This is a genomic window from Labrys sp. 22185 (genome assembly GCF_052045555.1).
Classification (GTDB): Bacteria; Pseudomonadota; Alphaproteobacteria; order Rhizobiales; family Labraceae; genus Labrys; species Labrys neptuniae.
On the sequence record NZ_JBQEPH010000002.1, the window covers coordinates 598,351 to 625,346 of the forward strand.

Genomic DNA, 26,996 nt, shown 5'->3' on the forward strand with positions numbered 1-26,996 from the left:
CATAAAATGAAGGTCGCGGTTCTCGGCAGCGGCGTGATCGGAGTGACCTCCGCCTATTATCTGGCGAAGGCCGGACATGAAGTCGTCGTGCTGGATCGCCAGCCCGGCCCAGCTCTCGAGACCAGTTTCGCCAATGCCGGCGAGGTTTCCCCCGGCTATGCCTCGCCTTGGGCGGCTCCCGGCATCCCGCAAAAGGCGATCAAGTGGCTGTTGATGAAGCATGCCCCGCTGATCCTGCGCCCCCGTCCCGATCCGGCGATGGTCGCCTGGGTCTGGCACATGCTGCTCAACTGCACCTCCGAGCGCTATGCCATCAATAAGAGCCGCATGGTGCGCCTGGCCGAATATAGCCGAGACAAGCTGATCGAACTGAGGGCCGCCACCGGCATCCGCTATGACGAGCGCATGCAGGGTACGCTGCAGCTCTTCCGTACCCAGAAGCAGCTCGACGGCATCGGCAAGGATGTCGAGGTGCTCAAGCGCGATGGTGTCCCCTTCGAGGTCCTCGATGCGGATGGCTGCATCGGCGCCGAACCGGCTCTTGCCCATGTTCGCTCCCTGATCCGCGGCGGCCTGCGGCTGCCCAATGACGAAACCGGTGATTGCTACAAATTCACCGGCGCGTTGGCGGGCCTAGCCGAAACGCTCGGCGTGCGCTTTCGCTACGGCGTCGAGGTCAAGCGGCTCGTCTTCGCCGGCGACAAGATCGAAGGCGTCGAGACCAGCACAGGCGTCGAGAAAGCCGACGCCTACATTGCGGCTTTCGGTAGCTACACACCCGGTTTCGTCGCGCCGCTCGGCCTCAAGGTGCCGGTCTACCCGGTCAAGGGCTATTCGCTCACCATTCCGATCGTCGACGAGAGCCGGGCGCCGGTCTCCACCATCATGGACGAGACCTACAAGATCGCGATCACCCGGCTCGGCGATCGCATCCGTGTCGGTGGCATGGCCGAAATTTCGGGCTTCAGCAAGGACCTGCCGCCGGCCCGCCGCGACACGCTGGCCCAGTCGGTCAGCGATCTCTTTGGCGGCTCGGGCAATCTCGCCGCCGCGAGCTTCTGGTCGGGCCTGCGTCCGATGACTCCGGACGGCACCCCCGTGATCGGCCGCACGCGTTACAAGAACCTGCTGCTCAACACCGGCCATGGCACATTGGGCTGGACCATGGCCTGCGGCTCCGGCCGTGTGATGGCCGATATCGTCAGCGGCAAGAAGCCGGAGATCGACGTCTCGGACCTCGGGTTGAACCGCTACGGGGCCTGAACGTTCCGGTCCTTCATCCCGGCAGAGGCCCCCCCACTGGCTGCAGACAGCGGGGTGGGGCCTTTGCCAACCTGTCTCCCCTATTCCGCCGCGACCGTGACAGTCTCCGCCGGGTCGATGATCCGGATCACGGCCTCGCGACCGATCAGGCGCCCGAGCGCCTTCATGCGGGCGTTGAGGCGTTCGCCCACCAGCCCCTCCAGGTCGCGGGGCACATCGAGCAGCAGTTTGCCATGACTGACATAGAGCGGCGCGCGCGGTAGCACGCCCGGCATCGAGGCGGACAGGATGTAGCCTACTCGCATCAGCCCCCCGAGGATGCGCGCCCGGTCGAGAATGCGCGCGGTGGCGATCTCACGGATGCGGGGAGACAGTTCCTCCTCGTTCAGGCCGACATGGCGGAAATAATTCGCTACCGCCATATAGGCGCGACCACGATGATCGACGCCGACAAAGGCGGCGTGGGCAATGATGTTGAGGCTCTGCTCGCCACGATAATCGGGGTGGGCGCGCCAGCCGATATCGGCCACCAGGCAGGCCGCATGGCGCTGGCGTTTCTCGTCGGCCGTCTCGTCGAGGTGGGTCGATGCCATGAAGCGGTCGCCCCAGCGCACCAGTTCCTCGCCGTGCCGCGGCGAGCGCGAACGCAGGATGTTGAGTTCGCTGGCTGCGGTGATCAGGGGATCGAGCTTGCGGCTCTCCTCGTCGAGCAGCGAATAGAGCAGGCCTTCACGCACGCCCTGGGCCGAGATCACCACATCGCGCGGCTTGCCGGCCTTGATGACCTCGCTCATCACCGCCGCGCCATAGGCGAGCAGCGGCAGGCGCCCGGTCGAAACCGTGTCCTTGCCGATCAAAGTGGTGTTGTCGACCCGCATGATCAGCTTGCAGAAATCGAGCATCTCCCGCGCCGGCACGCTGTAGCCATGCATGATGTGCAGGGGATAGCCGAGCTGCATCATGTGCAGCTTGGCAAGCGAACGCCAGGTACCGCCGACCGCATAGAAGGTGCGGTCCTTCAGATGTTTCAGCGGGTCCGCCTTGGCGAGCTTTTCCTGGGCGATCTTCGACGCCTTGCGCACCGACTGGCCGGACGTATCCTGCAAGGCAAGCCCGCCGAGCGGTGTCGTCATGCCCGCCCCGGCACGATGGCCGTGCACCTCGATCAGTTCGAGCGAACCACCGCCCATATCGCCGACCACGCCGTCCGGCATATGGAACCCCGAGATCACGCCATAGGCCGACAGGCGCGCTTCCCGCTTGCCCGACAGGACCTCGATCTCCGAGCGGCAGATCGCCGTGGCGCGGGCGATGAACTCCTCGCCGTCCTCGGCATCGCGCGCCGCCGCCGTCGCCAGGACGTAGAGGTCCTTCACGCCCATGGTGTCGCATAGGGCGCGGAAGCGGATGAGCGCCGCATAGGCCTTGGCGACGGCCGCGGGATCGAGGCGCTTGGTGGTCATCACGCCACGGCCGAGGCCGCACAGCACCTTCTCGTTGAAGACGGCCGTCGGCGCGCGCGTCAGCCCCTCATAGACCACCAGACGAACCGAGTTCGAGCCGATATCGATCGTCGCGATCGGCGGCCCCTGGCAGATGCGCCCCTGCGCGAAACCGGGCTGTCCCGGGCTCGGCCCCGCCAGGTCGGCGGCCTGGACATGGGGCAGCGTGTCAGCGTCTGCGGCTGAGGAGCGTTCGGGGAGAGTTGTGTTCAAGAGATTTGCCTCGTCCCGATAGGCTGGGATTGGTCATGAAATATTTGTGGGCGTTGAAGGGCTCTTCGTCGGGCTGCGGGACTATGCGTTCCGCAGTTCCGTCGGGCAAGATGCTCCAGCTCTGTTGATTGTCGATAAGATTGGCGATCATGATCTGATCGAGCACCTGCTCGTGCACCGTCGGGTTGAGGATGGGGCAGAGCGCTTCGACGCGGCGGTCGAGATTGCGTTCCATCAGATCGGCCGAGGAGATGTAGACGGCTGCCTTCTGGTGCGGCAGGCCATGGCCATTGCCAAACGCATAGATGCGGCCATGCTCGAGGAAGCGGCCGACGATCGACTTGACGCGGATGTTCTCCGACAGGCCGGGAACGCCCGGCCTGAGGCAGCAGATGCCGCGCACCACCAGATCGACCTGCACACCCGCCTGGCTGGCTGCATAGAGCGCATCGATGATCATGGTGTCGACCAGCGAGTTGCATTTGCACCAGATGGCGCCCGGCCGGCCAGCCTTGGCGTGCTCAATCTCGGCATTGATGTGGTCGAGGATGCGCTGCTTGAGCGAGACGGGCGAAACCGCCATGCGCTCCAGCGCCGCCGGCTCGGCATAGCCTGTGATGAAGTTGAAGATGCGCGAGACGTCTCGCGCGATCACAGGATCGGCGGTGAAGAAGGACAGATCCGTGTAGATCCGCGCGGTGATGGGATGGTAGTTGCCGGTGCCGACATGGCAATAGGAAACGAGCTGGCCCATCTCGCGCCGCACCACCAGCGAGAGCTTGGCGTGGGTCTTCAGCTCGATGAAGCCGAATACCACCTGCACGCCGGCGCGTTCGAGATCGCGGGCCCAGCGTATGTTGGCTTCCTCGTCGAAGCGTGCCTTCAGTTCCACCAGAGCCGTCACCGATTTGCCGGCCTCGGCGGCCTCGGCCAACGCCTTGACGATCGGACTGTTGGAGGAGGTTCTGTACAGCGTCTGCTTGATGGCGACCACGTTCGGGTCGCGCGCTGCCTGGTTGAGGAACTGCACCACGACATCGAAAGATTCGTAGGGGTGGTGCACCAGGATGTCCTTCTGCCGGATGGCGGCGAAGGCATCGGCCCCATGATCGCGGATACGCTCAGGCGAGCGTGGCGAATAGGGCTTGAATTTGAGGTCCGGACGATCGAGCCCGACGAGTTGCGACAATTCGTTGAGGGCGAGCATGCCCTCGACGCGAAATACCGCGTCGTCGGCGACGTCGAGTTCCTCTGTCACGAATTGGCGGATGCTGTCGGGCATGCCGGCCTCGATCTCGAGGCGGATCACCACGCCGCGCCGGCGCTGCTTGAGCGCCGTCTCGAACAGCAGCACCAGGTCTTCCGCCTCTTCCTCGACTTCGAGATCGGAATCGCGGATGACCCGGAAGGAGCCCTGCCCCTTCACGGTATAGCCGGGGAACAGTTTGGCGATGAACAGCACCGCCAGATTTTCCAGCGTGATGTAGCGGGCCGCCCCGGTTTCGGCGAAGTCCGGCAGGCGGATGAAGCGCTCGACCTTGTGGGGCGCACGGATCAGGGCGTTCAGCATGCGCCCGTCGCTCATGCGCTTGAGCTGCAGGGCGATGGTGAAGCCGAGATTGGGAATGAACGGGAACGGGTGGGCCGGATCGACGGCGAGCGGGGTGAGGATCGGGAAGATGTAGCTGAGGAAATAATCGTCCAGCCACGCGCGCTCGGCCTTGGAAAGGTCGCGCGGCTCGGTGATCACGATGCCCTCGAGCAGCAGGTCGTCGCGCAATTCGGTCCAGCGTTTCTGCTGGTCGGTGGCGAGCTTGGACACGGCCTCGCCGATCTTGACGAGCTGTTCGGCCGGCGACAGGCCGTCGGGACTGCGCGCCGTGACGTCCTCGCGCACCTGGCCGATCAGGCCGGCGACGCGCACCATGAAGAACTCGTCGAGATTGCTGGCCGAGATCGACAGGAATCGCAACTGCTCGAGCAGGGGATGGCTCTTGTTGGACGCTTCTTCCAACACGCGGCGATTGAATTGCAGCCAGGAAATCTCGCGATTGATGAAGCGATCCGGGCTGACGCGCAGCGCGATCGAGTCTTGAGAGGGAGCCACGTCACGTGCGACCTCCCGTATCTCATCGCCTTGCATCGCGCTCTCCACCGTCTGTGCCGTGCTGGTCATGGTCGTCAATGCCGCTCGCTATGTCCCGGGCTGCCGTTCCCAATCCCGCCGGTCGGAATCGCCGTCCGCCATGGGGAAGCCTGCTTAGGCCGCCTATATGACAATGCTGTCACATAAAATGGCCGCGCTGGGGAAAATTCGCAAAACTTCGCCCCGTCGCCTGTGGAACCGTCGCTGGCTGCTCAATGAATTGGGCCCGGTCGGAGGAGCGTAGCGGGACCTGATCGCGATCATTCCTCGTCGAATGGCGACGCCAGCACTTCCTTCAGAAGTTCGGCCGCGAGTGCCCGCGTGATCCGGCGGCCGCGTGACAGGCCTTCGCGATCGAGCACGGCAACCACCTGGCGTGCTGCGGCGAAGGAGCGCTCGATGCGTCGGACGAGGAAGTCGACCAGGCTGGAATCGACGATGAGCTGCCGGTCGAGGAAGAGCTTCACCAGCAGCATGCGGAAGAGATCGTCGTCCGGCGTGGCGATGGTCAGGGCCGTCATGGCCCGCAGGCGCGAGATGAGGTCGGGAAGCACAAGACCCCAGCGCTCCGGGGGGTCGTGAGCGGTGATCAGCAGGGAGGCGCCCGCCTCGCCGGCGAGGTTGAGCAGATGGAAAAGCGCCGTCTCGTCGATGCCACGCCCGGCATCTTCGATCACCACCGCCTTATGTGAGACCAGCACGGGGACATTGTCGTCCCGCAGCGTCTCGCCCGTCAGCGTGACCGCGCCTGCGGCTTCGGACCAGATCGCCGCCAGATGGCTCTTGCCCGAGCCCCTCGGGCCGATCAGCAGGGCACGACGCGACGGCCAGTCCGGCCAACGTTCGATGAAGGCATAGGCGGCCTCATTGGACGGCGAGACCAGGAAATCCTCGCGGGCGAACGAGGCCCGCAGCGGCAGATCGAGCGCCAATTGGCGGGGAAGGGTCACGACGAAGGGTCCGATGGCAGCACCGCAGCCTGAGCCTGGCCGACATGGCCGGTATAATACTGGCTGGCGAGGTAGCGCGACAGGGCAAAGCGCACCAGGACGCCGATCGCCGCCGCCACAGGCACGGCAACCAGCAGGCCGATGAAGCCGAACAGGCTGCCGGCGGCCAGCAGGGCGAACATCAGCCAGACCGGATGCAGCCCGACCGAACCGCCGACCAAGCGTGGCGAGAGCACATAGCCTTCGAGAATCTGCCCTGCCACGAAGACCAGAGCGGCATAGACCGGCAAATGCCAATCTGGCCAGACCTGGACCAGTGCCACGCTGACGCTGACCACGAAACCAAGGATGGAACCGACATAAGGGATAAAGGAGGCCAGACCGGTGCACAGCCCGATGAGGAAGCCGAAGCTGACACCGAGAAAGGTCAGGCAGGAGCCGTAGAACAGACCGAGCAGGAAGCAGACCGTCGCCTGGCCGCGCACGAAGCCGGCGATGGCGGCATCGATGTCGCGGAAGATGCCGCGGATGGCGTCGGCATGGTCACGCGGCAGCCAGCTGTCGACACGCGCCACCATATGATCCCAGTCGAGCAGGATGTAGAAAGCCACCACCGGCGTAACGATCAGGATGCTGACCACCCCGATGACAGCCTGGCTGCCCGACCAGAGCGAGGAGACGAAGGTGGCAAGGACCTGGGCCCCCTGCCCGACATAGTCGCCGAGCGACTTCTGGATGTCCTGCAGCCGTTCGGTAAGCAAGCCGCCGAGCCAAGTCTGGTTGAGTTCGCCCAGAATCCGCTGCATGGAGGCCACGATGCTCGGCAGCCTCTCGCGCAAGCCGTTGAACTGCTCGCCCAGCATCGGCACCAGTAGGAGGATCGCCAGCACGATGAGGAAGATGAAGCCGAGCAGAATCAGGGAGGCGGCTGCCCAACGGGGCAGTCCCAGCCTCTCAAGCCTGTCGGCGACGGGATCGAGGAAATAGGCGATCGCCAGGCCGGCGACAAAGGGCCATACCATGCCCTGGAGCAGCCAGATCAGCGCGATGAACAGGGCCAGCGCACCGAGCCAGAAGAATACCTGCCGTTGGAGGCTCATCCATTCGCTCCTGAAGCTCGATCCACACCGTTCTCCCCGGCCAAGCAAGCCTCGTCCGGGACGGCTGAGATGGCGGATGGCCTTCCGCGGCCGGAATATTCATCCGGCCATATGGTTGAGCCACTGGCGCAGATAGGCGGCAGCCGAGGCAATGGTCAAGAGCGTGACCAGGATGGAACCCACTTCGATCAGGAAAGGAAAAGGCCATCCAGTGCCCTTGGCGAACAGCACGAGCGCCACAAAAGCGATCTGTACCGCGGTGTTGAGCTTGGAAAGCATCAGCGGCGCGATCTGTACCGGCTGGCTCATGACCCAGGACACCAGCACGGCGCCGATGATCATGAAATCGCGGAAGACGGCGAGGATAACCAGCCAGGCGGGCACCACACCGACGATCCCCAGCGTGACGAAGATCGAAACCAGCAGGGCCTTGTCCGCCAGCGGGTCGAGCACGGCCCCCAATTCACTGCGCATGTCGAAGCGCTTGGCGATGAAGCCATCGACGCCATCGGAAACGCCGGCAACCAGGAAGGTGACGAACGCCCAGCCCCATGCCCCCGAGGTGATGCACAGCACCGCCAGCGGCACCAGGCAAAAACGCAGGATGGTGATCAGATTCGGTATCGTCATGATCGGATCGTAGCAAACCACGAGAGGGCAGGCACGTCGGGGCGGATTCGCCGGCATCCTCTGCGGTTGTCTGGCAGGTCGGGCGACCCGACGGTGACCTCGGGCATCGCCGTGACACGTCCAAACAAGGCGTCAGAGCACCACCACCGTGGTGCCGACCCCCACCCGCTGGTAGAGATCCATCACATCCGGATTGGCCATGCGAATGCAACCGGAGGACACCGCCCGGCCGATGGTATTCGGCTCATTCGTGCCGTGGATGCGGTAGAGCGTGGATCCCAGATAGAGCGCACGCGCGCCCAGTGGATTGTTGAGCCCGCCCTCCATATGATCGGGCAGTTCGGGACGGCGGGCGATCATTTCCTTGGGCGGCGTCCAGCTCGGCCACTCGGCCTTGCGGCTGATGGTTTCAGTACCTTTCCAAGTGAAGCCCTGTTTGCCGACGCCAATGCCATACCGGAGCGCCGTGCCGTCGTCCTGCACGAGATAGAGCCGCTTCTCCTTGGTCGAGATCACGATGGTGCCGGGGCTGTAGCCCGAGAACGGCACCACCGTGCGCGGGATCGGAGACTGCGCCAGCATGGCCTGCCCATCGTCCTTGGTACCGGAATCGAGATTGGGCGAGATGCTGTTCGGATCGATCGAGGCCTGGCGCTGCGGGCGCCGGCCTGGCGTCACATCGCCATCCTGGTCGCCATAATAGCCATAGGGATCCTCTTGATAGTCGTAAGGCTCCTCGAAGTTCCGATCCGCCCGGTAGGTCGGCTGGGGATCCCGCCACTGGCGCGGACGGGAGACGCCATCGTCCTGATAATAGCCGTCGTCCGGAGGATAGCTCCACTCCTGGGCCTGGGCCGTCCCCCCGATCACCAGGAGGGCAAGGACGGGTAAAAGTGCTTTTCTTGCAATCGTCATGTCGAGAACCACACATCCCGGAAGAACGCCCGGGGTTGCGCCCTGCAGGGCAATGCAAGGCAAGATGGCTACGACAATCCCGGAAACCGCGGGCGTAATTGTGGCAATGACAGCGGCAGAAAGTCGCTATTTTTTAACCCTTTGTTCAGCATGCATTCAGATCGGGTTGATTGTCCTTGCGGAAAGGGATCCCATGTCCTCCGCCGTGAGTTCCTCATTCAAAGCCACTTCCTTGCCGTGAGGGCAGCGCATCATGAGCCTTGCCACGGTTCCGATATCCGTCCTGACCGTTTCGCTTCCCGACGAGGCAGCCGCGCAGGCATGGAACGGCTTTCTCGAATTTCGCTCTTCCCAGGAAGCGGCGGCGGCCCGTCCCGCGCATATGCTGGGCGAAGGCGGCAAGAACGATTGGGTCCACGCTCTGCATTGGAAAAAGCCGCGGGCTACGGTCGACCCGATCGGTTGCTTCCTGCTGCGCGACGTCGAGGTCTGGCGTCCCGGCATCCTCGTCCATGGCGGCCAGGTCATCGACGATGCCAATCTGTCGACCAACGTCGCCTTGTCCATGGCCCGCGCCGACGCGAATTTTGCCTCGCGTTTCAGTGGGACAGCGGCAAGACTCATAGACCGCCCCGCTCTCGTCGTGGCTGGTCCGGGATGCGCCATCTGGGGCCATTGGCTGGTCGAATTCCTGCCGCGGGTATCCATTGCCAGCCAGTCCCTGGCATCGCTCCGCGACGAGTGGGTCATCCCCCTGCCCCATGACACGCCTTCCTGGGTCGAGGATTTGCTGCTGTCGGCCTGCAACGTGCCTCGGGAAGCAATCCTGCGTTACACACCGGGACGGGAGCGCCTGCTCTTCGCACGCGCGGTGGTACCGACATTCTGCTTCTCCGGCGAATATACTTTCCACCCCTATCTGCGTGAATTCTACCGGTCGCTGGTACCGGCTTCGGCGCCGGCCCACCGGCGCCTCTGCCTTTCACGAGGCGGTCCCGGCCCCTCGGCCAATCGGCCTTTCAGGCAGCGGGACTTCTTTGAGCAGCAGGCCAGGCGACGTGGTTTCGAGGTCATCCGTCCCGAGGAACTGAACCTGTCCGACCAGATTGCAACGTTGTCGCAGGCCAGCGCCCTCATCGGCGAATATGGTTCGGCCCTGCATGGCTCGGTCTTTGCCGGGCCGGGCACCGTCGTCGGCTGTATCGGGCATTGGAACGCCGTCCAGATGCGCTTGAGCGACGTGCTGGAGCAACAAGGGGTCTACCTGACTCGCGGATGCCTTTGGCCCAGCGCCGACAGGCCGATGTCCATCGACACGAGCCCGGACGACATCGAGAGCTTTCTCGATCGCGTGACATCGCTGCTGGACTGAGTGTCCGGCGCTCGAATGTCCGTCCTGGCGACGTGACGTGATCCCGTCAAATCGCGAAGCGCTCCAGAAGCAGCCGCCCCACTGCTACTTGCCCGTGAACCGATTGTTCTTGGGGAAGCCCTTGGGTGGCAGGCGCCCGGCATCGGCGCGATTGCCAGTCCATTCGACGAGGTCGGTGACGGTCCAGGTCCGGTCCGAGGAATCACTCCAGGTCAGTCCCTGCGCCTTGTCGAACACACGCACGTCGGAAAGTCCGCCGTCCTTGTATTTCTGCAACCGGACGCCCCTGCCCCGCGACATCTCGGTGATCTGGTGCAATGGGAAGACCAGCATCTTGCGATTCTCGCCGATCACGGCGACCGTGTCGCCGATGGCGGGCACGATCAGCTTGGCTTCCGCCGGCGCATCGACATTCAGCACCGACTTGCCCTTGCGGGTATTGGCCAGGATATCGTCCTCGGGCACCAGGAAGCCGCGTCCGTCGGTCGCCGCAATCAGCAACCGTCGCCCGCCCTGATAGGCGAACACGTCGACCACGTCGGCCCCCTCGTCGATATCGACCATCAGGCGGATCGGCTCACCCATGCTGCGGCCCCCCGGGAGCTTGGAAGCCTCCAGCGTGTAGACCTTGCCATTGGTGGCGAGGATGAGGAGCCGGGCCGTCGTCTCGGACTGGAAGCCGAGCTTGAGCCGGTCGTCGGCCTTGAAGCTGAGGCCCGAGAGATCACTGAGATGGCCCTTCTGGGCCCGGATCCAGCCTTTTTCGGAAACGATCACGGTGATCGGCTCGCGCTCGACCATCGCCTCGGCCACCGCCGACAGATCGATGGTGCCTGCCTTCGAGGCATCGATGTCGGTACGGCGCTTGCCAAGCGGCGTGTCCGGGCCGAACTTCTTGGCGACTTCGCTGACCTGCCAGCCCACCGTCTTCCATTGCAGCGCCTCGGAGGCGAGCAGCTTCTCGATGCCGGCCTTCTCCTTGGCGAGATCGTCGTGTTCGCGCTTGAGTTCCATCTCCTCGAGCTTGCGCAGATTGCGCAGGCGCATGTTGAGGATCGCCTCGGCCTGCACGTCGGTCAGGTCGAAGGCCTTGATCAATTCGTCCTTCGGCTCATCCTCGTAGCGGATGATGCGGATCACCTCGTCGAGATTGAGGTAGGCGATGATATAGCCGGCCAGGACCTCCATGCGCCTTTCCACGGCGGCGAGGCGGAACTTGGAGCGCCGGATCAGCACGTCACGGCGATGGCTCAGCCATTGCTGCAGCGCTTCGCCCAGCGAGAGCACGCGCGGCACCTGGCCATCGACCAGCACGTTCATGTTGAGGGAAATCCGGCTTTCGAGCTCGGAGAGCTTGAACAGCGATTCCATCAGCACGGCTTCGTCGACATTGCGCGACTTCGGCTCGATGACGATGCGCACATCCTCGGCCGATTCATCGCGTACGTCGCCGACTAGCGGCAGCTTGCGCTCCTCGAGGAGCTCGGCAAGCTTTTCGATCAGGCGGCCCTTCTGCACCAGCCAGGGAATCTCGGTGATCACGATCACCCAGGTTCCGCGCCCCAGATCCTCCTTGTGCCAACGTGCCCGCACGCGAAAGCCGCCGCGGCCCGTGCGGTAGCTTTCCTGCATCGAGCCGGCACTTTCCACGCAGATGCCGCCGGTGGGAAAATCCGGCCCCTTGACGAATTGCAGCAGATCGGCAGTCGAGGCCTGGGGATTGTCGATCAGATGCAGGGCCGCCTGGCAGAGCTCATAGGCATTGTGTGGAGGAATCGAGGTCGCCATGCCCACCGCGATGCCCTGCACGCCGTTAGCGAGCAGGTTGGGGAAGGCGCCGGGCATCACCACCGGCTCCTCGTCCTCACCATTATAGGTGGCGCGGAAGTCCACCGCGTCCTCGTTGATCCCTTCCAGGATCAGGGTGGCGACTTCGGTCAGGCGCGCTTCGGTATATCGGTAGGCGGCGGCATTGTCCCCGTCGATATTGCCGAAATTGCCCTGCCCATCCACCAGCGGATAACGCTGGGCGAAATCCTGCGCCAGGCGCACCAGCGCATCGTAGACGGCCTGGTCGCCATGCGGGTGGAACTTACCGATGACATCGCCCACCACGCGGGCGCATTTCTTGAAGGCCTGGTCGGGATCCAGACGCAGCAGGCGCATGGCATGCAGGATGCGCCGATGCACCGGCTTCAAGCCGTCGCGCGCATCCGGCAAGGCTCGTTGCGTGATTGTCGAGAGTGCATAGGCAAGGTAGCGCTGCTCGAGCTCGGCGCGCAGATTGACCGTCCTGACTCCATCGCCTTCCGGCGGATCGTCCATCTCATCCATGCGGTTGACTTACCGAAAATGCCTGATTCGGAGCAAGTCGTAGACCTTATGATACAGGGCCAATCCCCCGATCACGTGCTATTGTAGCGCCATTCAGGACTCCATCCTGTTCGGTCTCGCTGGAGTCCCCATATCCTTATTGGTTCCAGTGGCGTATTTCTTCGGTCAGGAATGCATCATGTTTCAGAGTTTGCCGTGGCGAGGTCAGGGTAACGTGGCGGAATTGTCTCCGCCCCCACAGAGTGAAATCGTCAAGCCGCCGCGCCCTGTTCTGGGGCTTGCCCTCGGTGGCGGTGCTGCACGGGGATTCGCCCATATCGGCGTGATCCGCGTGCTGGTGGAAGCAGGCTACGACGTCGACGTGATCGCGGGCACGTCGATCGGAGCGGTGGTCGGCGGCTGCTACATTGCCGGCAGGCTCGACGACATCGAGGACTGGGCTCGAAGTCTCACCAAGCGCCGGGTCCTCAATTTTCTCGATCTGAATTTCGGCGGCAGCGGCTTGATGTCCGGCACCAAGCTGGCCCTTCTCCTGCAGAACGGCCTGGACGGCGTGCAGATCGAAAGTCTGCGCATTCCCTTCGTCGCGATCGCCACCGAAATCGGGCCGGGCCACGAAATCTGGCTGACGCGCGGCAATCTGGTCACCGCCATGCGCGCCTCCTATGCCCTGCCCGGCATTTTCGAGCCCGTCCGCATCGGCGGGCGCTGGCTGATGGATGGTGCACTGGTCAATCCCGTGCCTGTCTCCGCCGCGCGCGCCCTCGGCGCCCGGGCGGTAATCGCCGTCAATCTCAATGGCGAACTGACAGGCCGCGGCGGCGTCATCCATACATTCGGGGCCACCTCGATGGAAATGGACGACCCACCCGTGCCCAAGCGCAATGGTTTCGGTGCCGCCACCTCGATGGTCCGGCGTCGCTTCGGTTTCGCCAGATCGCGCGAAACGCGCCAACGCCGCAACTCGCCCGGCATCCACACGGTGATGATGGAGGCCTTCAACATCACCCAGGACCGCATCTCCCGCTCGCGGCTGGCCGGCGACCCGCCCGATGTCTCGATCGGGCCGCGCCTCGGCCGCATCTCGCCCTTCGACTTCCATCGCGCCGCCGAGGCGATCGACATGGGTGCCGAAGCCGCCTTGAAGTCCCTAGACGACATCAAGGAGACCATGGAAGCGCTGGCATAGCGCTTCCATCCCGCACAAGCCTCTGGATCTCAACGCGCCTGGAGGACGGTCGTCGTCATCAGGGTGCGATCAACCCGTCGACGCCGGGACGGGACAGATGCAGCAGTTGATAGACGGTTCCTGCCTCTTCAGGCGGCTCGTACACCCACAGTTGAAAGACCACCAGCGTCCAATCCGTGGGGTCGACCGCGAGGGTCGCCAGGCAGCTCCCATCCCTGGCCGCTTCGAGCGCCAAGCGCTCGCGCGCTTGCGCAATGTCGCCGGCCGGATCGATCTCGGCCTCCATCCCCTGCTCTCGAAGCGTCGCAAAACGTGCCTCTGACAGGGATTCCGGGCCGGACAGACACGAGACCCCGGCCCAGCGCCGTACCGACGGACGGCCGAAGGCGGAGACGAGGCCGGCAAAGCCCCCGCCTTCCCACAGGAAGTGGCCCATGCCTTCAGGCGCGGCCCACAGATAGAAGGGGGCATATTGGTTGACGGCCGCGCCGTGAACACCTTTTTCCCGGATCAGATAGGCCTTGAGTCCCAGCCCCGGAAAATTGTCGAGCAGCGGGCCCTTGCTGGCCACCCGGGCGCGGATGATCGCCATGTCATAATCGGCCGGCAAGGTGATGGCATAATGCATCGCTTCCATTTGAAACTCCTCACACCGGTTCGTGCCACTGCACGGCGCGGCCATCCTGCACGGCCTGGACGCTGACATAGACGAAGGCATCGGCTTCGCCCGCGCCATGCCAATGCAACTCGCCGGGCGCGAACCAGACCGCATCGCCGGGGTCGAGTTCGATGATCGGGCCATTGCGCCGCTGCGCAAGGCCACTGCCGCTCACCGCCAGCAGCAACTGTCCGCGGGGATGACAGTGCCAATGCGTGCGTACGCCCGGATCCAGCAGGGCGCGCATGGCCGTGGGCTCGCCATCCCGCACACCCGCGATCAGATGCTGCACCCGGAAGGGCGCGGACGCGATACCCGCCGGTGCAGTCTCTATCGCCTCGCCGGCCCGGATCACGGTCATCTCGTCTGGAAGCCCCGGCCCGCTCATGCCGGCACCTCTTCCACCATCTGGGTGAGGCCGTTGCTGAAGGACCAGCCGTCGCGCTCGGTGGTGGTGACGACGATCATGACATCGTCGGGCCTAAGGCCCGGCGCCTGTGCCAGCAACTCCACCACACGCCGGTAGAATTGCTGCTTCACCGTCGTGCTACGCGGACGCCCCGCCGTGATGGCGATCAGCACGAAATCGCCGGAACGCTCACCGCTGAAATAGCCGCGGTCGTAGACCAGTGCCTGCGGATCGAGCTGTTCGATGATCTGGAAACGGTCGGCCTGCGGAACCTCGAAGGCTTCGACCAGGGCGCGGTGCAGATTGTCCGACAGCGTGCGGAGATAATCAGGGGATTTTCCCTTGCGGAGTGAAATGCGGGCGAAAGGCATGACGGATGTCCTCAACGCCAAGGCCTGCTGCCTTGACCCCTCCATCATGTCATTGCATATTAATCCTGAAAATCAGGAAATATTTGATGATACATCCTGAAAATCGGGACAATTTTCATGCGGCTGGTCAATTTCGACATCGATGTCCTGCGCAGCTTCGTTACAGGCATCGAACTGGGCAGCTATGCCCGCGCCGCGGACCATCTCAGCCGGTCCACTTCCGCGGTCAGCGCCCAGCTCAAGAAGCTGGAAGAACAAGCGGGCACCGCCTTGTTCCGCCGGGCCGGCCGCGGCCTGGCGCTCACCGAGGCGGGTGAAACGCTGCTGACCTATGCGCGCCGCCTGCTCGCCCTCAATGACGAGGCGGTCTCGGCCCTGAGCGGAGCAGATCTTGCCGGCTATGTGCGCTTCGGCGTGCAGGAAGATCTGGGAGAGACGCTGCTGCCGCAAATCCTCGGCCGTTTCGCGCGGGCCCATCCGAGGACGCGCATCGAAACCCGCCTTGCCCGCAATGCCGATCTGCTGAAACGCATCGCCAGTGCCGAGCTCGACCTCGCCATCGCCTGGGGAGACCAGACGAGGCAGGCTCCAGCCGCCATGGCCGGCGAGCATCTCGCCGATATCGCCATGCGTTGGATCGGCCTTCGTGATGGCCTGTCCGGGCAGCGCTTCGGCGACCGGCTGACGAAGCGGGATGAACCTTTGCCGCTGGTGATGTTCGAGGCCCCTTGCCTGTTCCGCAGCGTCGCAACCGAGGTGCTCGACCGCGCCGGCATTGCCTGGCGCATCGCGGTGACCAGCACCAGTCTCGCCGGTCTCTGGGCGGCGATCTCAAGCGGACTGGGCGTGACCCTGCGCACCGAGATCGGCCTGCCGAGCCATCTTGCCGTGCTTGGCGAGGAAAGCGGCCTGCCGGCGCGATTGCCGACACTGCCGCTGCTGCTGCATCGCACGCAGGCTCAGCACAATGCGGCCACGGACCGGCTGAGCGAGATCATGCGGGAGAGCCTGACCCAGCCTCTCCTGCCCAAAAAGATCGCCTGACGCTTTCGGAGCAAAGCGCGTCCACACCGAACGCTCTTTGACCGGACTTTTCGTTCCATCGTGCCGCGCAATCCGCCACGGCGTCCGCTCATAAACTACTTTAAGATCAGGCCGTAATATATTCACGCATCGCCTTGGCTTCCGCCTCCATTTCGGCCAGGCGGAACTTCACCACGTCACCGATCGAGACGATGCCGACCGGCAGGCCATTTTCGACCACCGGCATGTGACGGAACTTGCCGGCCGTCATCCTTTCCATGATGTGGGGAATGGTATCCTGCTCATGAACGGTCTCGACCTTGGCCGTCATATGCTTGGATACGGGATGGTCGAACCCCTCGGCCGAGGCCTTGGCGAGCGCGCGCACGATATCGCGCTCAGACAGGATGCCGGCGATGCTGCCGTTCTTGTTGGTGATCAACACCGCGCCGATGCGCTTTTCGGCGAGCGTCCGGGAAGCGTCGGCAATGGTTGCGTCCGGCGACAGAGTGACGATGTCGCGGCCCTTGCCCTTCAGGATCTGTGCAACGGTCATGGGTACTCTCCTCAGACTGAACGTACGCCTGCAGCGTCTTGATCTTGGGGGAGAATCCCGACAAGGGACGACCAGCCCCGCCTATGATGATGGCGTCTGCACGCCCATCGCGCAAGGGGCTGGTTCAAATGCAACCATTTGGTGAATCGATTTACGGATTGGACCCTCAGGAGCCCGAGCCGGCTTTCAGAATGAACTCGACCAGAGCCCTGCGCCGATCGGCATCGTCCATTCCGGCATAGATCATCCGGGTGCCCGGCACCACCGCCTGCGGTGCCGCGATGAAGCCATCGAGGGTGGCGGCGTCCCAGGTCAACCCGCTCGCCTGCATGGCCGGCGAGAAGGGATAGCCCGGCAGCGTGCCGGCCTTGCGGCCCGCGAGCCCCTGCAGGATCGGTCCGGTAACCGAACGGGCCCCGCGGCCGATCTGGTGGCAGTGGGCGCAGGGTTCGAACACCGGGGCGAAGGTCGCTTCCGGCGGGCGGATATCGGCAATCGCCTGGGCAGGCGACGGGGGCGGAGCAACCTCGCCGACCGAGCACAAGGCAATGAAAGTCCCGACCGCGACACCACCGAGTGCCGCGGCCAGGCCGAACCAGACAATCCTGCTCACGAGGCGAGCGCGCGGCGCATCTTGTCCAGCGCCTCCTCACGGGGCGCTTGATAGTCGATCAGCGTCACCAGTTCGCCCTTGGCGTTCATCATGTAGACGGCCGTCGAATGATCGAAGGTATAACCGTCCCCTTCCCCGACCTTCTTGGCGTAGACGCGGAACTTCTTGATGATGTCGGCCACCTGCTCGGGCGTGCCGGTGGCGGCGGTGATGCGCGGATCGAAGCTCTCCAGATAGGTCTTGAGCAGTTGCGGCGTATCGCGGGCCGGGTCCACGGAAACGAAGACGACGTTGAACTTGTCCCCATCCGGACCCAGCGCCTTCAATCTGTCCGTCATGTCGGTCAAGGTCGTCGGGCAGGCATCGGGACAATTGGTGTAGCCGAAGAAATAAGCGGTGGGCTTGCCCAGGAAAGTGGCCTGTGTCACCGGCTTGCCGTCCTGATTGGTCAGGCTGAAATCACCACCGATGAAGCTGGACTGGGCCGTCGGTTTGCCGCCCATGCTTTGCAGGGCCAGCACGCCCGCGGCCGCCAGCACGGCGAGCAGCGCCACGAGAACCACCAGTTGGAGACGACTGGATTTGAGGGTCATGAACACCTCCCGCCTCAATGGTTGCTGTGGTCGGCTTCGGCCGGCTGCTTGGCGCCAATGGCTTCGACCTTGAACTTCACCGGCACCGTGCCGGCCTTCTCGAACACCAACGTGCCGTCGATGGACTGGTTGGGCTTGAGCTGCTGCTTGAGCCCGGTGAACATCAGATGGAAGGCTGACGGGCTGAGTTCAACCTTGCTATGGGCCGGAATTTCCAGCCCGCCTTCGACGGGCGACATCTTCATGACGCCATCCTTGTTCGACATCTGATGGATCGAGAAGCCGGCTGCGGCCGAGAAGCTGCCGCCGACCAGCTTGTCGGGTTGGTCACCGGTGTTCTCGAAGATGGTGTAGCCGCCGGCGACCGGCGCTCCCTGCGGGGTGGCACGGGTCCAGGGATGGGCGATCTGGAGCGTGCCGGCCTTGTAGTCATGGGCCAGGGCCCCGGAGGCGAGCGTGGAGGCGAGCGCCAGAACACCGAAAATCCGGGTGCCGAAGAACGGAACGAGTTTCATGGGAAAACCTGAACGGAATCGAGCAGCCTTGCACAGGCTGCAGAGGAGGAAGGGTGAAGGCGGTGAACCGTTCAGCCTATCGGCGGTCCGCGCGGCCAGACGGGCCTGCGATCCTGCCTGGTCGCCGCGAAAAAGCCCTGCGAGGGGCGGAACCTGACGACCTGCGGAAAGCGGATGACGCTGGCGACCGCCTGGACCTGCGGCAGAGCCGGCGCCAGGCGAAGTGCACACTGGTCACAGGAATGGCCACCATGGGCCTTGCCGCCGGCATCCGCATCGCCGAACTGGCAGATGGTGACCACCGTCCCGGCGATGACGACGGTTGCCGCGCCTCCCCGGCCCTCCTCGCTGGCGAGCGAACCGCCCATGCCGTTGAGCAGCAGCCCAAGGGCCAGCAAGGCAGCCAGACATTGCCGCAGCAATGGGAGGTGGCGGGATAGGATCATGGCCGCATATGCAGCCGAGCCGCTGCCGAAAGTCAAGGCGGCGCCATGGCGCATGAAAACGCCCAGGGCCATACGTTCGAACATGAGCGCGTCCTGCACTGACGCCCTGTTTCGCTGCGTCTCCGCGAGACCCGATGATTCCGCCAAATCGCAAAACGCTCTGGGGAGCGCCGATCCGCGGCACCCGCCGAAAACAAAAATGCCGGCCTTCTCAACTCCATCTCCTGATGGGGCTGAGAAGGCCGGCAGTCGTCAAAAATCTCCAGAGCCTGGCGCATTCTTTAAAAACGCTTCCCTGCTCCACCTCCTCGCTCCGACAAGCCTCTGCGTATCCCGGTGGGCTTCACCAAGCCGCAAATGCTCTAGTCGTCGCGATAGACGCGCTCACGGCGCTCGTGCCGCTCCTGGGCTTCCAGCGACAAGGTCGCGATCGGCCTGGCGTCGAGACGCTTGAGAGAGATCGGTTCGCCCGTTTCTTCGCAATAACCGTAGGAGCCGTCATCGATGCGGGCAAGGGCCGCGTCGATCTTCGAGATCAGCTTACGCTGGCGATCCCGGGCTCGCAGTTCGATGGCACGATCCGTTTCCGAAGAGGCACGATCGGCTAGATCGGGGTGGTTCTCGTTCTCGGCCTGCAGATTGGCGATGGTATCCTGCGCTTCGCGCAGGATGTCGAGCTTCCAGGCATTGAGCTTGCGCCGGAAATAGTCCCGCTGACGCTCGTTCATGAAAGGCTCGTCGTCAGTCGGCCGATAATTGGTATCTACACTCAATGAAGTCATGTAAGAATCCCAACACTCCGCTACTGGGCGAGAGGTCTATAGTCGCAGTGACGCGTCACGACAATGCTCTTCGTTGTCACCGATTCGTTGAAAACGATAAAGTTGTGCACATGGCTTAGCCGGCCGTGTCCTCCTTGCTCTTTAGAATGAGGCCTCCGGCGACGTCCGTCACGCCCGGCCTGGGCAAGGCATCGAAGGGCATCGGCCTGCTCGCCATCATGGCCGCAAGTCCAAGGCGGGCCGTCAGGATGCCGTTCAGGACGCCTTCCCCCAATTTGGCCGATATACGCGAAGCCAGGCCATGGCCAAGCGCCTGGCTGATCAGGGAATCACCGGCGGCCATGCCACCGGTGATGGCGAGATTGCCGAGGGCATGGCGCAGCAGGCGCATCATGCCGAGGCCGCCCGGCCGGCCGCCATAAAGGGTCGCGAGCCGTCGGATCACCCGCAACGTCTCAGCACCCACGAAAAACATGTCGACCAAAGCACGAGGGCTGACGGCGGTGACCAGCGACACCCGCTTGGCCGCATCGGCGATGATCCGCTGGGCTTCGGCATCGAGCGGTCCCATCAGTTCGCGCTCGGTGACCCTGATCAGATCGGCGCCGTCGACGATATCGCCGACGGCCGCCTCCACCGCCGCGCGGGCCCTGGCCATGCGCGGGTTGGCGGCATAGAGCTTGACGAGATCGCGCGACAGACCGCGCGCTGCATCGCGGTCATCCTTGGCAATGGCCAGCAATGCCCTGTCGTGCAGATGCTCGATGCGCGACAGCCGCATCAGGCCGATGACTTCCCGGATGGCAATGACAGCGAAAGCCAGCACCGCCAACCCCGTCAGGGCGGCGCCGAGCCAGCCGAGCCAGCCGGCATAGGAAAAGAGGTCGTCGATCAGCTTGGTCAGCGACAGGCCGACGGCGAGAGAGACCAGTCCGCCCACGGCCGACCAGAACAAGGTGCCCCAGCGCGAACGGCGCGGCCGCTGCGGCGCGACTTCGGCAGCCTCTTGCTCGAAGGCCTCCGGTTCAGGCGTCACCACCACATGGCCGCGCCGCATCGCCGCCGCCACCGGCGTATCGGCCATCACCACATTGGGATCGTCGAGGCGGAAGGCACGCGGCTTGCGGGGTTCCGTATTCATTCGCTCACGCCAGTTTGTCGCCGATCAGGAATTCGAGCGCCCGGTCCAGGCGAATATGGGGAAAGATCTGCCCGTCTTCCAGTCTGGGCGGACGGAAGCGGATGAAACGGTAGTCGACACCGCCTTCCCGGAGGTTTTCGAGGCCGTTGAAGCCGGAACCCGAGAACACGGCATTGGGATCTTCGGGCAGTTCGCCCGGGAACACGGCGATCTCGGCCTCACCATCGAAGACCTCGTCCCCCGAGCGCTCGCCGGCCATGGGCGTACCGATGATGCAAGGCAGGTTCTCGCGCCCCTGCTTGACGCTGGCCTCCCTGGTGGCGCGGATGGAGGCGAGCGCCACCACATCCACGCTGGCGCCCGAAAAGGCCGCGCGCCCGATGGCCCCATCCGCCATCTTGCGCAGGATCGCCTCGAGACGGTCATGGCTGGCGTGATGCAGATGATCGGCCTTGGTCGCGGCGAACAGGATCTTCTGGATACGCGGCCGGAAGATCGCCGACCACCAGCTGTTCGCGCCCACGCGAAAGGCCGACAGCACCGAAGTCAGCGCGGTTTCTAGATCATGCACAGCCTGGGGGCCGGCATTGAGGGCGGACAGTGCGTCGACCAGCACGATCTGGCGGTCGAGCCGGGCAAAGTGATGCGTGAAGAAGGGACGCACGATCTTGTGCTTATAAGCCTCGAAGCGCCGCTCCATCATGGCATGCAAGGAGCCGGACCTGATATCTCCTGCCTTGGAGAGATCGAGCGGCGCGAAGGTCAGGGCCGGCGACCCTTCCAGATCGCCCGGCAGCAGGAAGCGTCCCGGCGGCAGGGTCGAGAGGGCGAAACGCTCGTCGCGTCCGGCCTTGAGATAGGCGGTGAACAGCGCGGCAGCCTCGCGCGCCAGGGCCTCGTTTTCGGGAGCCGCCGGATCGAGCCTGGCCAGCATTTCGTGCCAGGGGCCGGCAATGGCCAGGCGCGATCCCTCGCGGCTGGCGGCGATCGTCTGCGCCGACCACTCGGCATAGCTCATGTTGAGCAGCGGCAGGTCGAGCAGCCATTCGCCGGGATAGTCGACGATATCGAGGGTCAGGCGCGACATGCCGGCGGCAAAGCGCCGGTTCGACTGGAAATCGATGACCAGGCGCAGTTCCGAGATCTGGCGCGTCGAATCGGGCCAGCGCCGGGCCGGGCCGGCCAGATCGGCCAGATGAACCTCGTAGTCGAAGCGCGGCACGGTGTCGTCAGGCTGCGGCGACAGCGAGGAGCCGGCAATGCGGCCCTCGGCCTGGGCACGGAAGACCGGCAGGCGCCCTCCCTCGACCAGGGCCTGCACCAGGGCGGTGATGAATACAGTCTTGCCGGCGCGCGAAAGGCCAGTGACGCCGAGGCGGACCGTCGGATTGAAGCTCGACGCGGCAAAACCCGCCAAACTCTTGGCCGCGATCAGCGCTTCGTCGAACACGGACATCCAGGAGGAGGCTTGTGGCGGCATGGTCCGCATCACTTAAGGGCAAGCGCGGCAAAATTCCAGCATGTCGGCGAAAACGCTGCATGCGTGACGGTGAAGGGGCGGACGTCTCGCCCGCACCTTGGGTACATTGTGTCACGACACCACGTTGCGCACGAAGCGCACGATGCCCTGCCCGGCATTGACGTAGCTATAGGATTGCGAACTGTCGAAGATCAGGAAATCACCGGCCGCGACGACCTCACCGCCGCCGGCCGTCTCGACGATCAGCACGCCCTCGACGACATAGAGCATTTCGCGCCAGCCCTCGGCATCCGGCAGCGCGTCATAGCGATCGCCGGGCCCCAGGCTCCAGGTCCAGAGTTCGGCCGCTCGCCGCGCCGGTGCCGCTCCCAGAAAGGTGGCACGGCTGTCGGGATGCATCCCACGCCAGCCAAGCTGATCGACACGCTGGTTGCCGGCCTGGCCTGGATCGCGGACGATCGCCCCGAAGTCCACCCCCAACACGCCGGCCAGCCGGTCGAGATTGGCCAGGGAGATGTTGGCGTCTCCCGCCTCCACTGCCACAATCAGCCTCCGACTGAGGCCGCTGGCCTCCGCCAGCGCCGCCTGGCTCATGCCTGCCTCGGCGCGCAGACGCCTGACATTGGCCCCGACATGGACGAGTACATCCGCCATTCCACTCTCATCCCTTGACTGCGCAATATAATGCACATATGGATGGGCAATATAATGCGCAACAGGCAAGGCGGCAATCGGTCATGAAGATTCGCAATTTCGGCGTCGAGATCTGGATGAACGGGTATGAGAACCATTGTTCGCACAATCTGGCGGAGACCTGCGTCGAATCGCTGACGATCGCGCAATTGCTCGAGATCGCCGGCAAGCCCCAGAGCGCGCTCGATGATCTGCTGGCGATGAAGATGACCTATGGTGCCATCGAGGGCAGCGACCGCCTGCGGGCTGCCATCGCGGCGACCTATGCCCGCCAGAAAATCGAGAACATCGTGGTGGCCCATGGCGCGATCGGTGCCAATGCCCTCGTGCACGAAACCCTGGTCGAGCCGGGTGACCGCGTGATCTCGGTGCTGCCGACCTACCAGCAGCATTACTCCATTCCCGCCAGCTACGGCGCCGACGTGCAGATCCTCAAACTGCGCGAGGAGAACGGCTTCCTACCCGATCTCGAAGAACTGCGCCGCCTCGCTTTGCCCGGCACCAAGCTGATCGCCATCAACAATCCCAACAATCCGACGGGTGCGCTGATGGACGAAGCCTTCCTCGGCGAGATCGCTGCCATCGCCCGCGCCTGCGGCGCCTATGTGCTGTGCGACGAGGTCTATCGCGGCATAGACCAGGAAGGCGACGGCTTCACTGCTTCCATGGCGGATCTCTATGAGAAGGGCATCAGCACCGCCAGTATGTCCAAGGCCTATTCGCTCGCAGGCCTGCGCCTTGGCTGGATCGCGGGTCCCGTGGACCTGATCCACGCCGTCTCCATCCATCGCGACTACAACACCATCAGCGTCGGCATGATCGACGATCATTTCGCCACCATGGCGCTGGAGAACCGCGACAAGGTCCTGGCGCGCAGCCGTTCGATCGTGCGCGGCAACCTCGCCATCCTCGATGCCTGGGTCAAGGACGAGCCACGGATCAGCTATATCAAGCCCCGCTCCGGCACCACGGCCCTCTTGAAATACGACCTTCCCATCGCTTCGGAAGCGTTCTGCATCCGCCTGCTGGAGCGCACCGGCGTGCTGTTCACGCCCGGCAGCGCCATGGATATGGAAGGATATCTGCGCATCGGCTACGCCAATGGCAGCACCGTCCTGCGCGAGGGTCTCGCCCGCGTAAGCCAATTCCTGAAAGAGTTCGACTAACGCCCTGTTATCGCGGGCATAATCAGCATTTTCTATCGCCGCCTCAGCATCTCGACCCGTCCTTGCGCGCTGCCGCGCCGGGCGGCCTCGGCCACCTCCTTGGAGACGATGGTCTGGCCGATCGGCGCAATCGCGATGCCGGCGAGCTTGAGGTGCTGGATGCCGAAGGGAATGCCGATGATGGTGACGAAGCAGAACAGCGCCGAGCAGACATGGCCGATCGCCAGCCACAGGCCGGCGAAGACGAACCAAATCACATTCCCGATCAGGCCGAGGCCGCCGGTACCGATATCGTCTCTCTGATAGAGTTCGCGCCGGCTGATCGCCTCGCGCCCGAACGGAAAGAAGCAGAAATTCGAGATCGTCAGGCAGGCCCGCCCCCAGGGGATGCCGACGATGGTGATGAAGGCCAGCAGGCCGAGCAGAAACCAGGCGATCCCCAGGAAGATGCCGCCGAAGACGAACCAGATCAGGTTTCCGATCAATCGCATCAGCGGCTCCTTCCAATCATCTGCATGAGCACGGCAATCAGCCCAAAACGGGTGCTAGCGGTCCAGCATCTTCGGCGAGAGGAACAAGGCCAGCGTCGCCTGATGGCCGGCGATGCCGGCCCAATCATCGAGTTCGAAGTCGAGAACGGCAAGGGCAGCGGTCGGAAATTTGCCGCTGAGCGGATCGGCTGCCGTCCCCGCCCCTCGTGTCAGGAAGGCCGCGACCTGTTCCAGGCCGGGATTGTGGCCGACGATCAGCAGGGTCTGCACCTCGGGTGCCACCGCCCGGATGACGCGCAGTATCGTTTCCGGCGGTGCCTCGTAGATCGCCCGCTCGAAATGCAGCGTGTGCGGCCCCAGGCTGCCCTCGATCAGGGCCAGCGTCTCGCGCGTGCGGCGTGCGGTCGAGGCGATCACATGGCCGGGCTGCAGACCGCGGCGGGCGATCTCCCTTCCCATGCGCGGGGCGTCCCGCTGCCCCCGCGGCGCAAGGGGACGCTCGTGATCGGAAACGCCATCGGGATAGTCCGATTTCGCATGCCGCAGCAATATCAGGCGCTTCATCAATCGGTCACTTAGAGTTCTTCGACAAAGCTATGATTTCAGGTCGATATTCGAAATGCATGGTGTCGTAATGGTACCATTTTCCACCCCAGATGAAACCGTGCTTTTCGAAAACCTCGACAATCTCCATCGGGATACGGTTTTTGTAGGAAACCTTGTCCGTCTCCTTCTTGGCCCCGCCCCAGCGCCAATAATCGGTGAATTTCACATTGATGTCGATCGCCGCGGCATAGGCGTGCATGCTCATGCGCGACGTACCGGCGATCACGCGGCAGTTGAAGGTTCCGGCCGAAGGCTTGAGATAGACGTGGAATTTAGCCGGGAGGGCTTCGAGATCGCGCGAGACGGCCTCCAGCCGATCGGCAACGCCATTGGCGGTGGCCACGCGCAGCGTGCCGCCTCCCAAACCAGGGAGCCACTGAATGGTCTTGAGCTTGACCTGCCCCTTCGTGCAATCGCCATACATGGCATCGAACAGCGCCTGGTTGCGAGCGCGGCCAGGATCGTCCGCCGGCGTGGCCGGCTGCTTGTAATGGGCCCCGAGCGTATAGGGCATCACGAACATGTCGCGGATATCGGCCTTCTCGATACGCTGCTGCGGCGTCTTGTTGGCAGCGCCGTCGGAAAGCGCGATATGCTGGCCATTCTTCAGAATGAGATCCTTGGCGTCGTAGCCCGCGATGAAATCAGGATAGGCCGCCACCAGAGCATCCAGGGTGGGATCGGCCATCGCCGCCGATGCAAAAGCCATCGACAGAGCGAGGGCCAGCGTTCCGGTCCGAACGACATTCCTCATTGACCGGCCTCGGCGCGCTGGATCAGGGCGACATTGGCTTTTTCGACGGCGCTGAGTTCGACATTCCAGGTCCAGGGACGATACCAGGAGAATTGGGAGAAATAGGCGCGCAATTGCGTGTCCTTCATATAGCGGCCGCGGCGCGCATAGATCTCGTTGCGGGCCAGCCGCAACTGCTGCCCCGACAGGCCCGAAATATCGTTCCAGTTCAATCGCCTGCTCCCCGAATCCGGCAAGATGAATTCGACCTGGTTGTTGCGGGGTGCGGGTGTGGGTTCCACCGGCTCGATCGCCGCCTGCTGTTGGAATTCAGGCTGCGGCTGGGGCTCCACGACGGGCTGGGGGGTCGGTTGAGGCGTGACCTGAGGTTCCACCGTTATCGCCTTGACCGGTTGCGGTGTCTCGACCTTTCCGGCCATGGCGAAGGAACCGATGATGGCCTCGTTCACCCAGGGGGTCTGGCCGCCCTGGGTCGACTGGTCGACATCGGCCCTGACCTGGCCGAACATCTGGCGGATGTCGAGGCCGGGCGTCTCCATATGGGCGAGCAGCGCCGTGGTGAAGGGCGAGTTGCGCCCGCTGCCATCCTGCGCCACCGAACCCGGCGCCGTGGAGAAGGCGATCAGCGTGCCCTTGGCCGAGGAGGCGTCGAGATCGATGCGGGCCAGCCCGCGCGTCCCCGCCCCCCGCGTCAGCTGGCGCGTCAGGGGATTGTCCCGGCACGAATCAAGGATCACGATCTTCACCTTCGGCGCCGCGCTGTCGACCAGTTCCAGCAGCTTGTCCAACGACAGGGTCTGGGTGTCCAGATCGAGCTCGTCCGAGATCTTGGCCGAGACAGGCACCAGGTAGTTGCGCCCCTTCACCTGCACGCCATGGCCCGAATAGAACACCACCACGCTGTCGGCATGGTCGGCATCGCGCAGGAACGCCCTCAGCCCGTCATTCATCGCCGCCAGGTCGCCGTCCTTGACCAGGGTCACCGCATAGCCGATCCGCCCCAGCGCCGCCGCCATGTCGTTGGCGTCATTGGCCGGGTTCACCAAAGGCGTCACCGAGCGATAGGCGCTGTTGCCGATCACCAG

Annotated in this window: 28 protein-coding genes; 5 read left to right on the top strand and 23 right to left on the bottom strand. The window is 64.0% G+C overall.

What is annotated here, in order from left to right; genetic code table 11:
- The first annotated feature begins 6 nt into the window (after positions 1-6).
- Positions 7-1,263, top strand: coding sequence for a D-amino acid dehydrogenase (locus ACTJKX_RS07390; RefSeq protein WP_440724855.1), 1,257 nt, complete (start codon positions 7-9; stop codon positions 1,261-1,263).
- 80 nt (positions 1,264-1,343) lie between these two features.
- Here the strand turns inward: ACTJKX_RS07390 and ACTJKX_RS07395 are convergent, their stop codons facing one another.
- The 6 genes from ACTJKX_RS07395 to ACTJKX_RS07420 all read right to left on the bottom strand — a co-directional run bounded on the left by ACTJKX_RS07395 (position 1,344) and on the right by ACTJKX_RS07420 (position 8,482).
- Positions 1,344-2,906 carry a Ppx/GppA family phosphatase gene (locus ACTJKX_RS07395; RefSeq protein WP_437178634.1) on the bottom strand — a complete coding sequence of 521 codons (1,563 nt, stop codon included), beginning with the start codon at positions 2,904-2,906 and terminating at the stop codon, positions 1,344-1,346.
- A gap of 28 nt (positions 2,907-2,934) precedes the next feature.
- A complete protein-coding gene (locus tag ACTJKX_RS07400; protein ID WP_394309465.1) occupies positions 2,935-5,121 on the bottom strand; it encodes an RNA degradosome polyphosphate kinase in 2,187 nt (728 codons plus the stop codon).
- 263 nt (positions 5,122-5,384) lie between these two features.
- Positions 5,385-6,074 (bottom strand): hypothetical protein, encoded by a 690-nt coding sequence (locus ACTJKX_RS07405; protein ID WP_440724856.1) that lies wholly within the window; start codon positions 6,072-6,074, stop codon positions 5,385-5,387.
- A complete protein-coding gene (locus ACTJKX_RS07410; protein WP_440724857.1) occupies positions 6,071-7,174 on the bottom strand; it encodes an AI-2E family transporter in 1,104 nt (367 codons plus the stop codon). The genes ACTJKX_RS07405 and ACTJKX_RS07410 overlap by 4 nt, the downstream gene beginning before the upstream one ends.
- Before the next feature lie 99 nt (positions 7,175-7,273).
- Entirely contained in the window at positions 7,274-7,804 is a 531-nt protein-coding gene (locus ACTJKX_RS07415; protein WP_311938057.1) for a CDP-alcohol phosphatidyltransferase family protein, read from the bottom strand.
- A gap of 132 nt (positions 7,805-7,936) precedes the next feature.
- Positions 7,937-8,482, bottom strand: a complete 546-nt coding sequence (locus ACTJKX_RS07420; RefSeq protein WP_437178633.1) for a L,D-transpeptidase — start codon at positions 8,480-8,482, stop codon at positions 7,937-7,939.
- A 490-nt stretch (positions 8,483-8,972) separates the two neighbouring features.
- On the opposite strand from ACTJKX_RS07420, the gene ACTJKX_RS07425 reads away from it, so the two are divergent.
- Positions 8,973-10,091 carry a glycosyltransferase family 61 protein gene (locus ACTJKX_RS07425; RefSeq protein ID WP_440724858.1) on the top strand — a complete coding sequence of 373 codons (1,119 nt, stop codon included), beginning with the start codon at positions 8,973-8,975 and terminating at the stop codon, positions 10,089-10,091.
- Positions 10,092-10,175: 84 nt separating this feature from the next.
- On the opposite strand, the gene parC is transcribed toward ACTJKX_RS07425, so the two are convergent.
- Positions 10,176-12,425: a DNA topoisomerase IV subunit A gene (gene parC / locus ACTJKX_RS07430; RefSeq protein WP_394309285.1), complete on the bottom strand. Its 2,250-nt coding sequence runs from the start codon at positions 12,423-12,425 to the stop codon at positions 10,176-10,178.
- 178 nt (positions 12,426-12,603) lie between these two features.
- Here parC and ACTJKX_RS07435 point away from each other — a divergent pair, with 178 nt between their 5' ends.
- A complete protein-coding gene (locus ACTJKX_RS07435) occupies positions 12,604-13,614 on the top strand; it encodes a patatin-like phospholipase family protein (protein ID WP_394309287.1) in 1,011 nt (336 codons plus the stop codon).
- Between the two features lie 58 nt (positions 13,615-13,672).
- Here the strand turns inward: ACTJKX_RS07435 and ACTJKX_RS07440 are convergent, their stop codons facing one another.
- Genes ACTJKX_RS07440 through ACTJKX_RS07450 form a run of 3 tightly spaced genes read right to left on the bottom strand, consistent with a single transcriptional unit; the run spans position 13,673 to position 15,052 of the window.
- The gene (locus ACTJKX_RS07440) at positions 13,673-14,251 is read right to left on the bottom strand and encodes a DUF4865 family protein (protein WP_440724859.1); all 579 of its coding nucleotides are present in this window, start codon (positions 14,249-14,251) and stop codon (positions 13,673-13,675) included.
- Between the two features lie 10 nt (positions 14,252-14,261).
- Complete coding sequence (locus ACTJKX_RS07445) at positions 14,262-14,660, bottom strand: cupin domain-containing protein (RefSeq protein ID WP_394309291.1); 399 nt, start codon at positions 14,658-14,660, stop codon at positions 14,262-14,264.
- Positions 14,657-15,052, bottom strand: a complete 396-nt coding sequence (locus ACTJKX_RS07450; RefSeq protein ID WP_394309293.1) for a tautomerase family protein — start codon at positions 15,050-15,052, stop codon at positions 14,657-14,659. Before ACTJKX_RS07450 ends, ACTJKX_RS07445 begins: the two co-directional genes overlap by 4 nt.
- A gap of 117 nt (positions 15,053-15,169) precedes the next feature.
- Here ACTJKX_RS07450 and ACTJKX_RS07455 point away from each other — a divergent pair, with 117 nt between their 5' ends.
- Positions 15,170-16,096, top strand: coding sequence for a LysR substrate-binding domain-containing protein (locus ACTJKX_RS07455; protein ID WP_394309295.1), 927 nt, complete (start codon positions 15,170-15,172; stop codon positions 16,094-16,096).
- Positions 16,097-16,202: 106 nt separating this feature from the next.
- On the opposite strand, the gene ACTJKX_RS07460 is transcribed toward ACTJKX_RS07455, so the two are convergent.
- The 9 genes from ACTJKX_RS07460 to ACTJKX_RS07500 all read right to left on the bottom strand — a co-directional run bounded on the left by ACTJKX_RS07460 (position 16,203) and on the right by ACTJKX_RS07500 (position 22,855).
- Complete coding sequence (locus ACTJKX_RS07460; RefSeq protein ID WP_311938041.1) at positions 16,203-16,631, bottom strand: CBS domain-containing protein; 429 nt, start codon at positions 16,629-16,631, stop codon at positions 16,203-16,205.
- A gap of 166 nt (positions 16,632-16,797) precedes the next feature.
- Positions 16,798-17,244 (bottom strand): c-type cytochrome, encoded by a 447-nt coding sequence (locus tag ACTJKX_RS07465; protein WP_440724860.1) that lies wholly within the window; start codon positions 17,242-17,244, stop codon positions 16,798-16,800.
- Entirely contained in the window at positions 17,241-17,837 is a 597-nt protein-coding gene (locus ACTJKX_RS07470; RefSeq protein ID WP_311938038.1) for an SCO family protein, read from the bottom strand. The genes ACTJKX_RS07465 and ACTJKX_RS07470 overlap by 4 nt, the downstream gene beginning before the upstream one ends.
- 14 nt (positions 17,838-17,851) lie before the next feature.
- On the bottom strand, positions 17,852-18,352 hold the full coding sequence (locus ACTJKX_RS07475; protein WP_440724861.1) for a copper chaperone PCu(A)C: 501 nt from the start codon (positions 18,350-18,352) through the stop codon (positions 17,852-17,854).
- Positions 18,353-18,423: 71 nt separating this feature from the next.
- Entirely contained in the window at positions 18,424-18,882 is a 459-nt protein-coding gene (locus tag ACTJKX_RS07480) for a hypothetical protein (protein WP_394309301.1), read from the bottom strand.
- A 278-nt stretch (positions 18,883-19,160) separates the two neighbouring features.
- On the bottom strand, positions 19,161-19,580 hold the full coding sequence (dksA, locus tag ACTJKX_RS07485) for an RNA polymerase-binding protein DksA (protein WP_105862881.1): 420 nt from the start codon (positions 19,578-19,580) through the stop codon (positions 19,161-19,163).
- A gap of 115 nt (positions 19,581-19,695) precedes the next feature.
- Complete coding sequence (locus ACTJKX_RS07490; RefSeq protein WP_394309303.1) at positions 19,696-20,721, bottom strand: YcjF family protein; 1,026 nt, start codon at positions 20,719-20,721, stop codon at positions 19,696-19,698.
- Positions 20,722-20,725: 4 nt separating this feature from the next.
- Positions 20,726-22,201, bottom strand: coding sequence for a YcjX family protein (locus tag ACTJKX_RS07495; RefSeq protein ID WP_415085238.1), 1,476 nt, complete (start codon positions 22,199-22,201; stop codon positions 20,726-20,728).
- A 111-nt stretch (positions 22,202-22,312) separates the two neighbouring features.
- The gene (locus ACTJKX_RS07500; protein WP_311938026.1) at positions 22,313-22,855 is read right to left on the bottom strand and encodes an XRE family transcriptional regulator; all 543 of its coding nucleotides are present in this window, start codon (positions 22,853-22,855) and stop codon (positions 22,313-22,315) included.
- An 83-nt stretch (positions 22,856-22,938) separates the two neighbouring features.
- On the opposite strand from ACTJKX_RS07500, the gene ACTJKX_RS07505 reads away from it, so the two are divergent.
- Positions 22,939-24,060 carry an aminotransferase gene (locus ACTJKX_RS07505; RefSeq protein ID WP_440724862.1) on the top strand — a complete coding sequence of 374 codons (1,122 nt, stop codon included), beginning with the start codon at positions 22,939-22,941 and terminating at the stop codon, positions 24,058-24,060.
- Between the two features lie 32 nt (positions 24,061-24,092).
- On the opposite strand, the gene ACTJKX_RS07510 is transcribed toward ACTJKX_RS07505, so the two are convergent.
- The 4 genes from ACTJKX_RS07510 to ACTJKX_RS07525 form a co-directional block, all read right to left on the bottom strand.
- Positions 24,093-24,551 (bottom strand): YccF domain-containing protein, encoded by a 459-nt coding sequence (locus ACTJKX_RS07510; protein ID WP_311938022.1) that lies wholly within the window; start codon positions 24,549-24,551, stop codon positions 24,093-24,095.
- A gap of 54 nt (positions 24,552-24,605) precedes the next feature.
- The gene (locus tag ACTJKX_RS07515; RefSeq protein ID WP_440724863.1) at positions 24,606-25,115 is read right to left on the bottom strand and encodes a SixA phosphatase family protein; all 510 of its coding nucleotides are present in this window, start codon (positions 25,113-25,115) and stop codon (positions 24,606-24,608) included.
- A gap of 7 nt (positions 25,116-25,122) precedes the next feature.
- Positions 25,123-25,911 (bottom strand): M15 family metallopeptidase, encoded by a 789-nt coding sequence (locus ACTJKX_RS07520; RefSeq protein ID WP_440724864.1) that lies wholly within the window; start codon positions 25,909-25,911, stop codon positions 25,123-25,125.
- Positions 25,908-26,996 (bottom strand): caspase family protein (locus tag ACTJKX_RS07525; protein ID WP_440724865.1); only part of this gene is annotated, 1,089 nt, incomplete at its 5' end. The genes ACTJKX_RS07520 and ACTJKX_RS07525, both read right to left, overlap by 4 nt.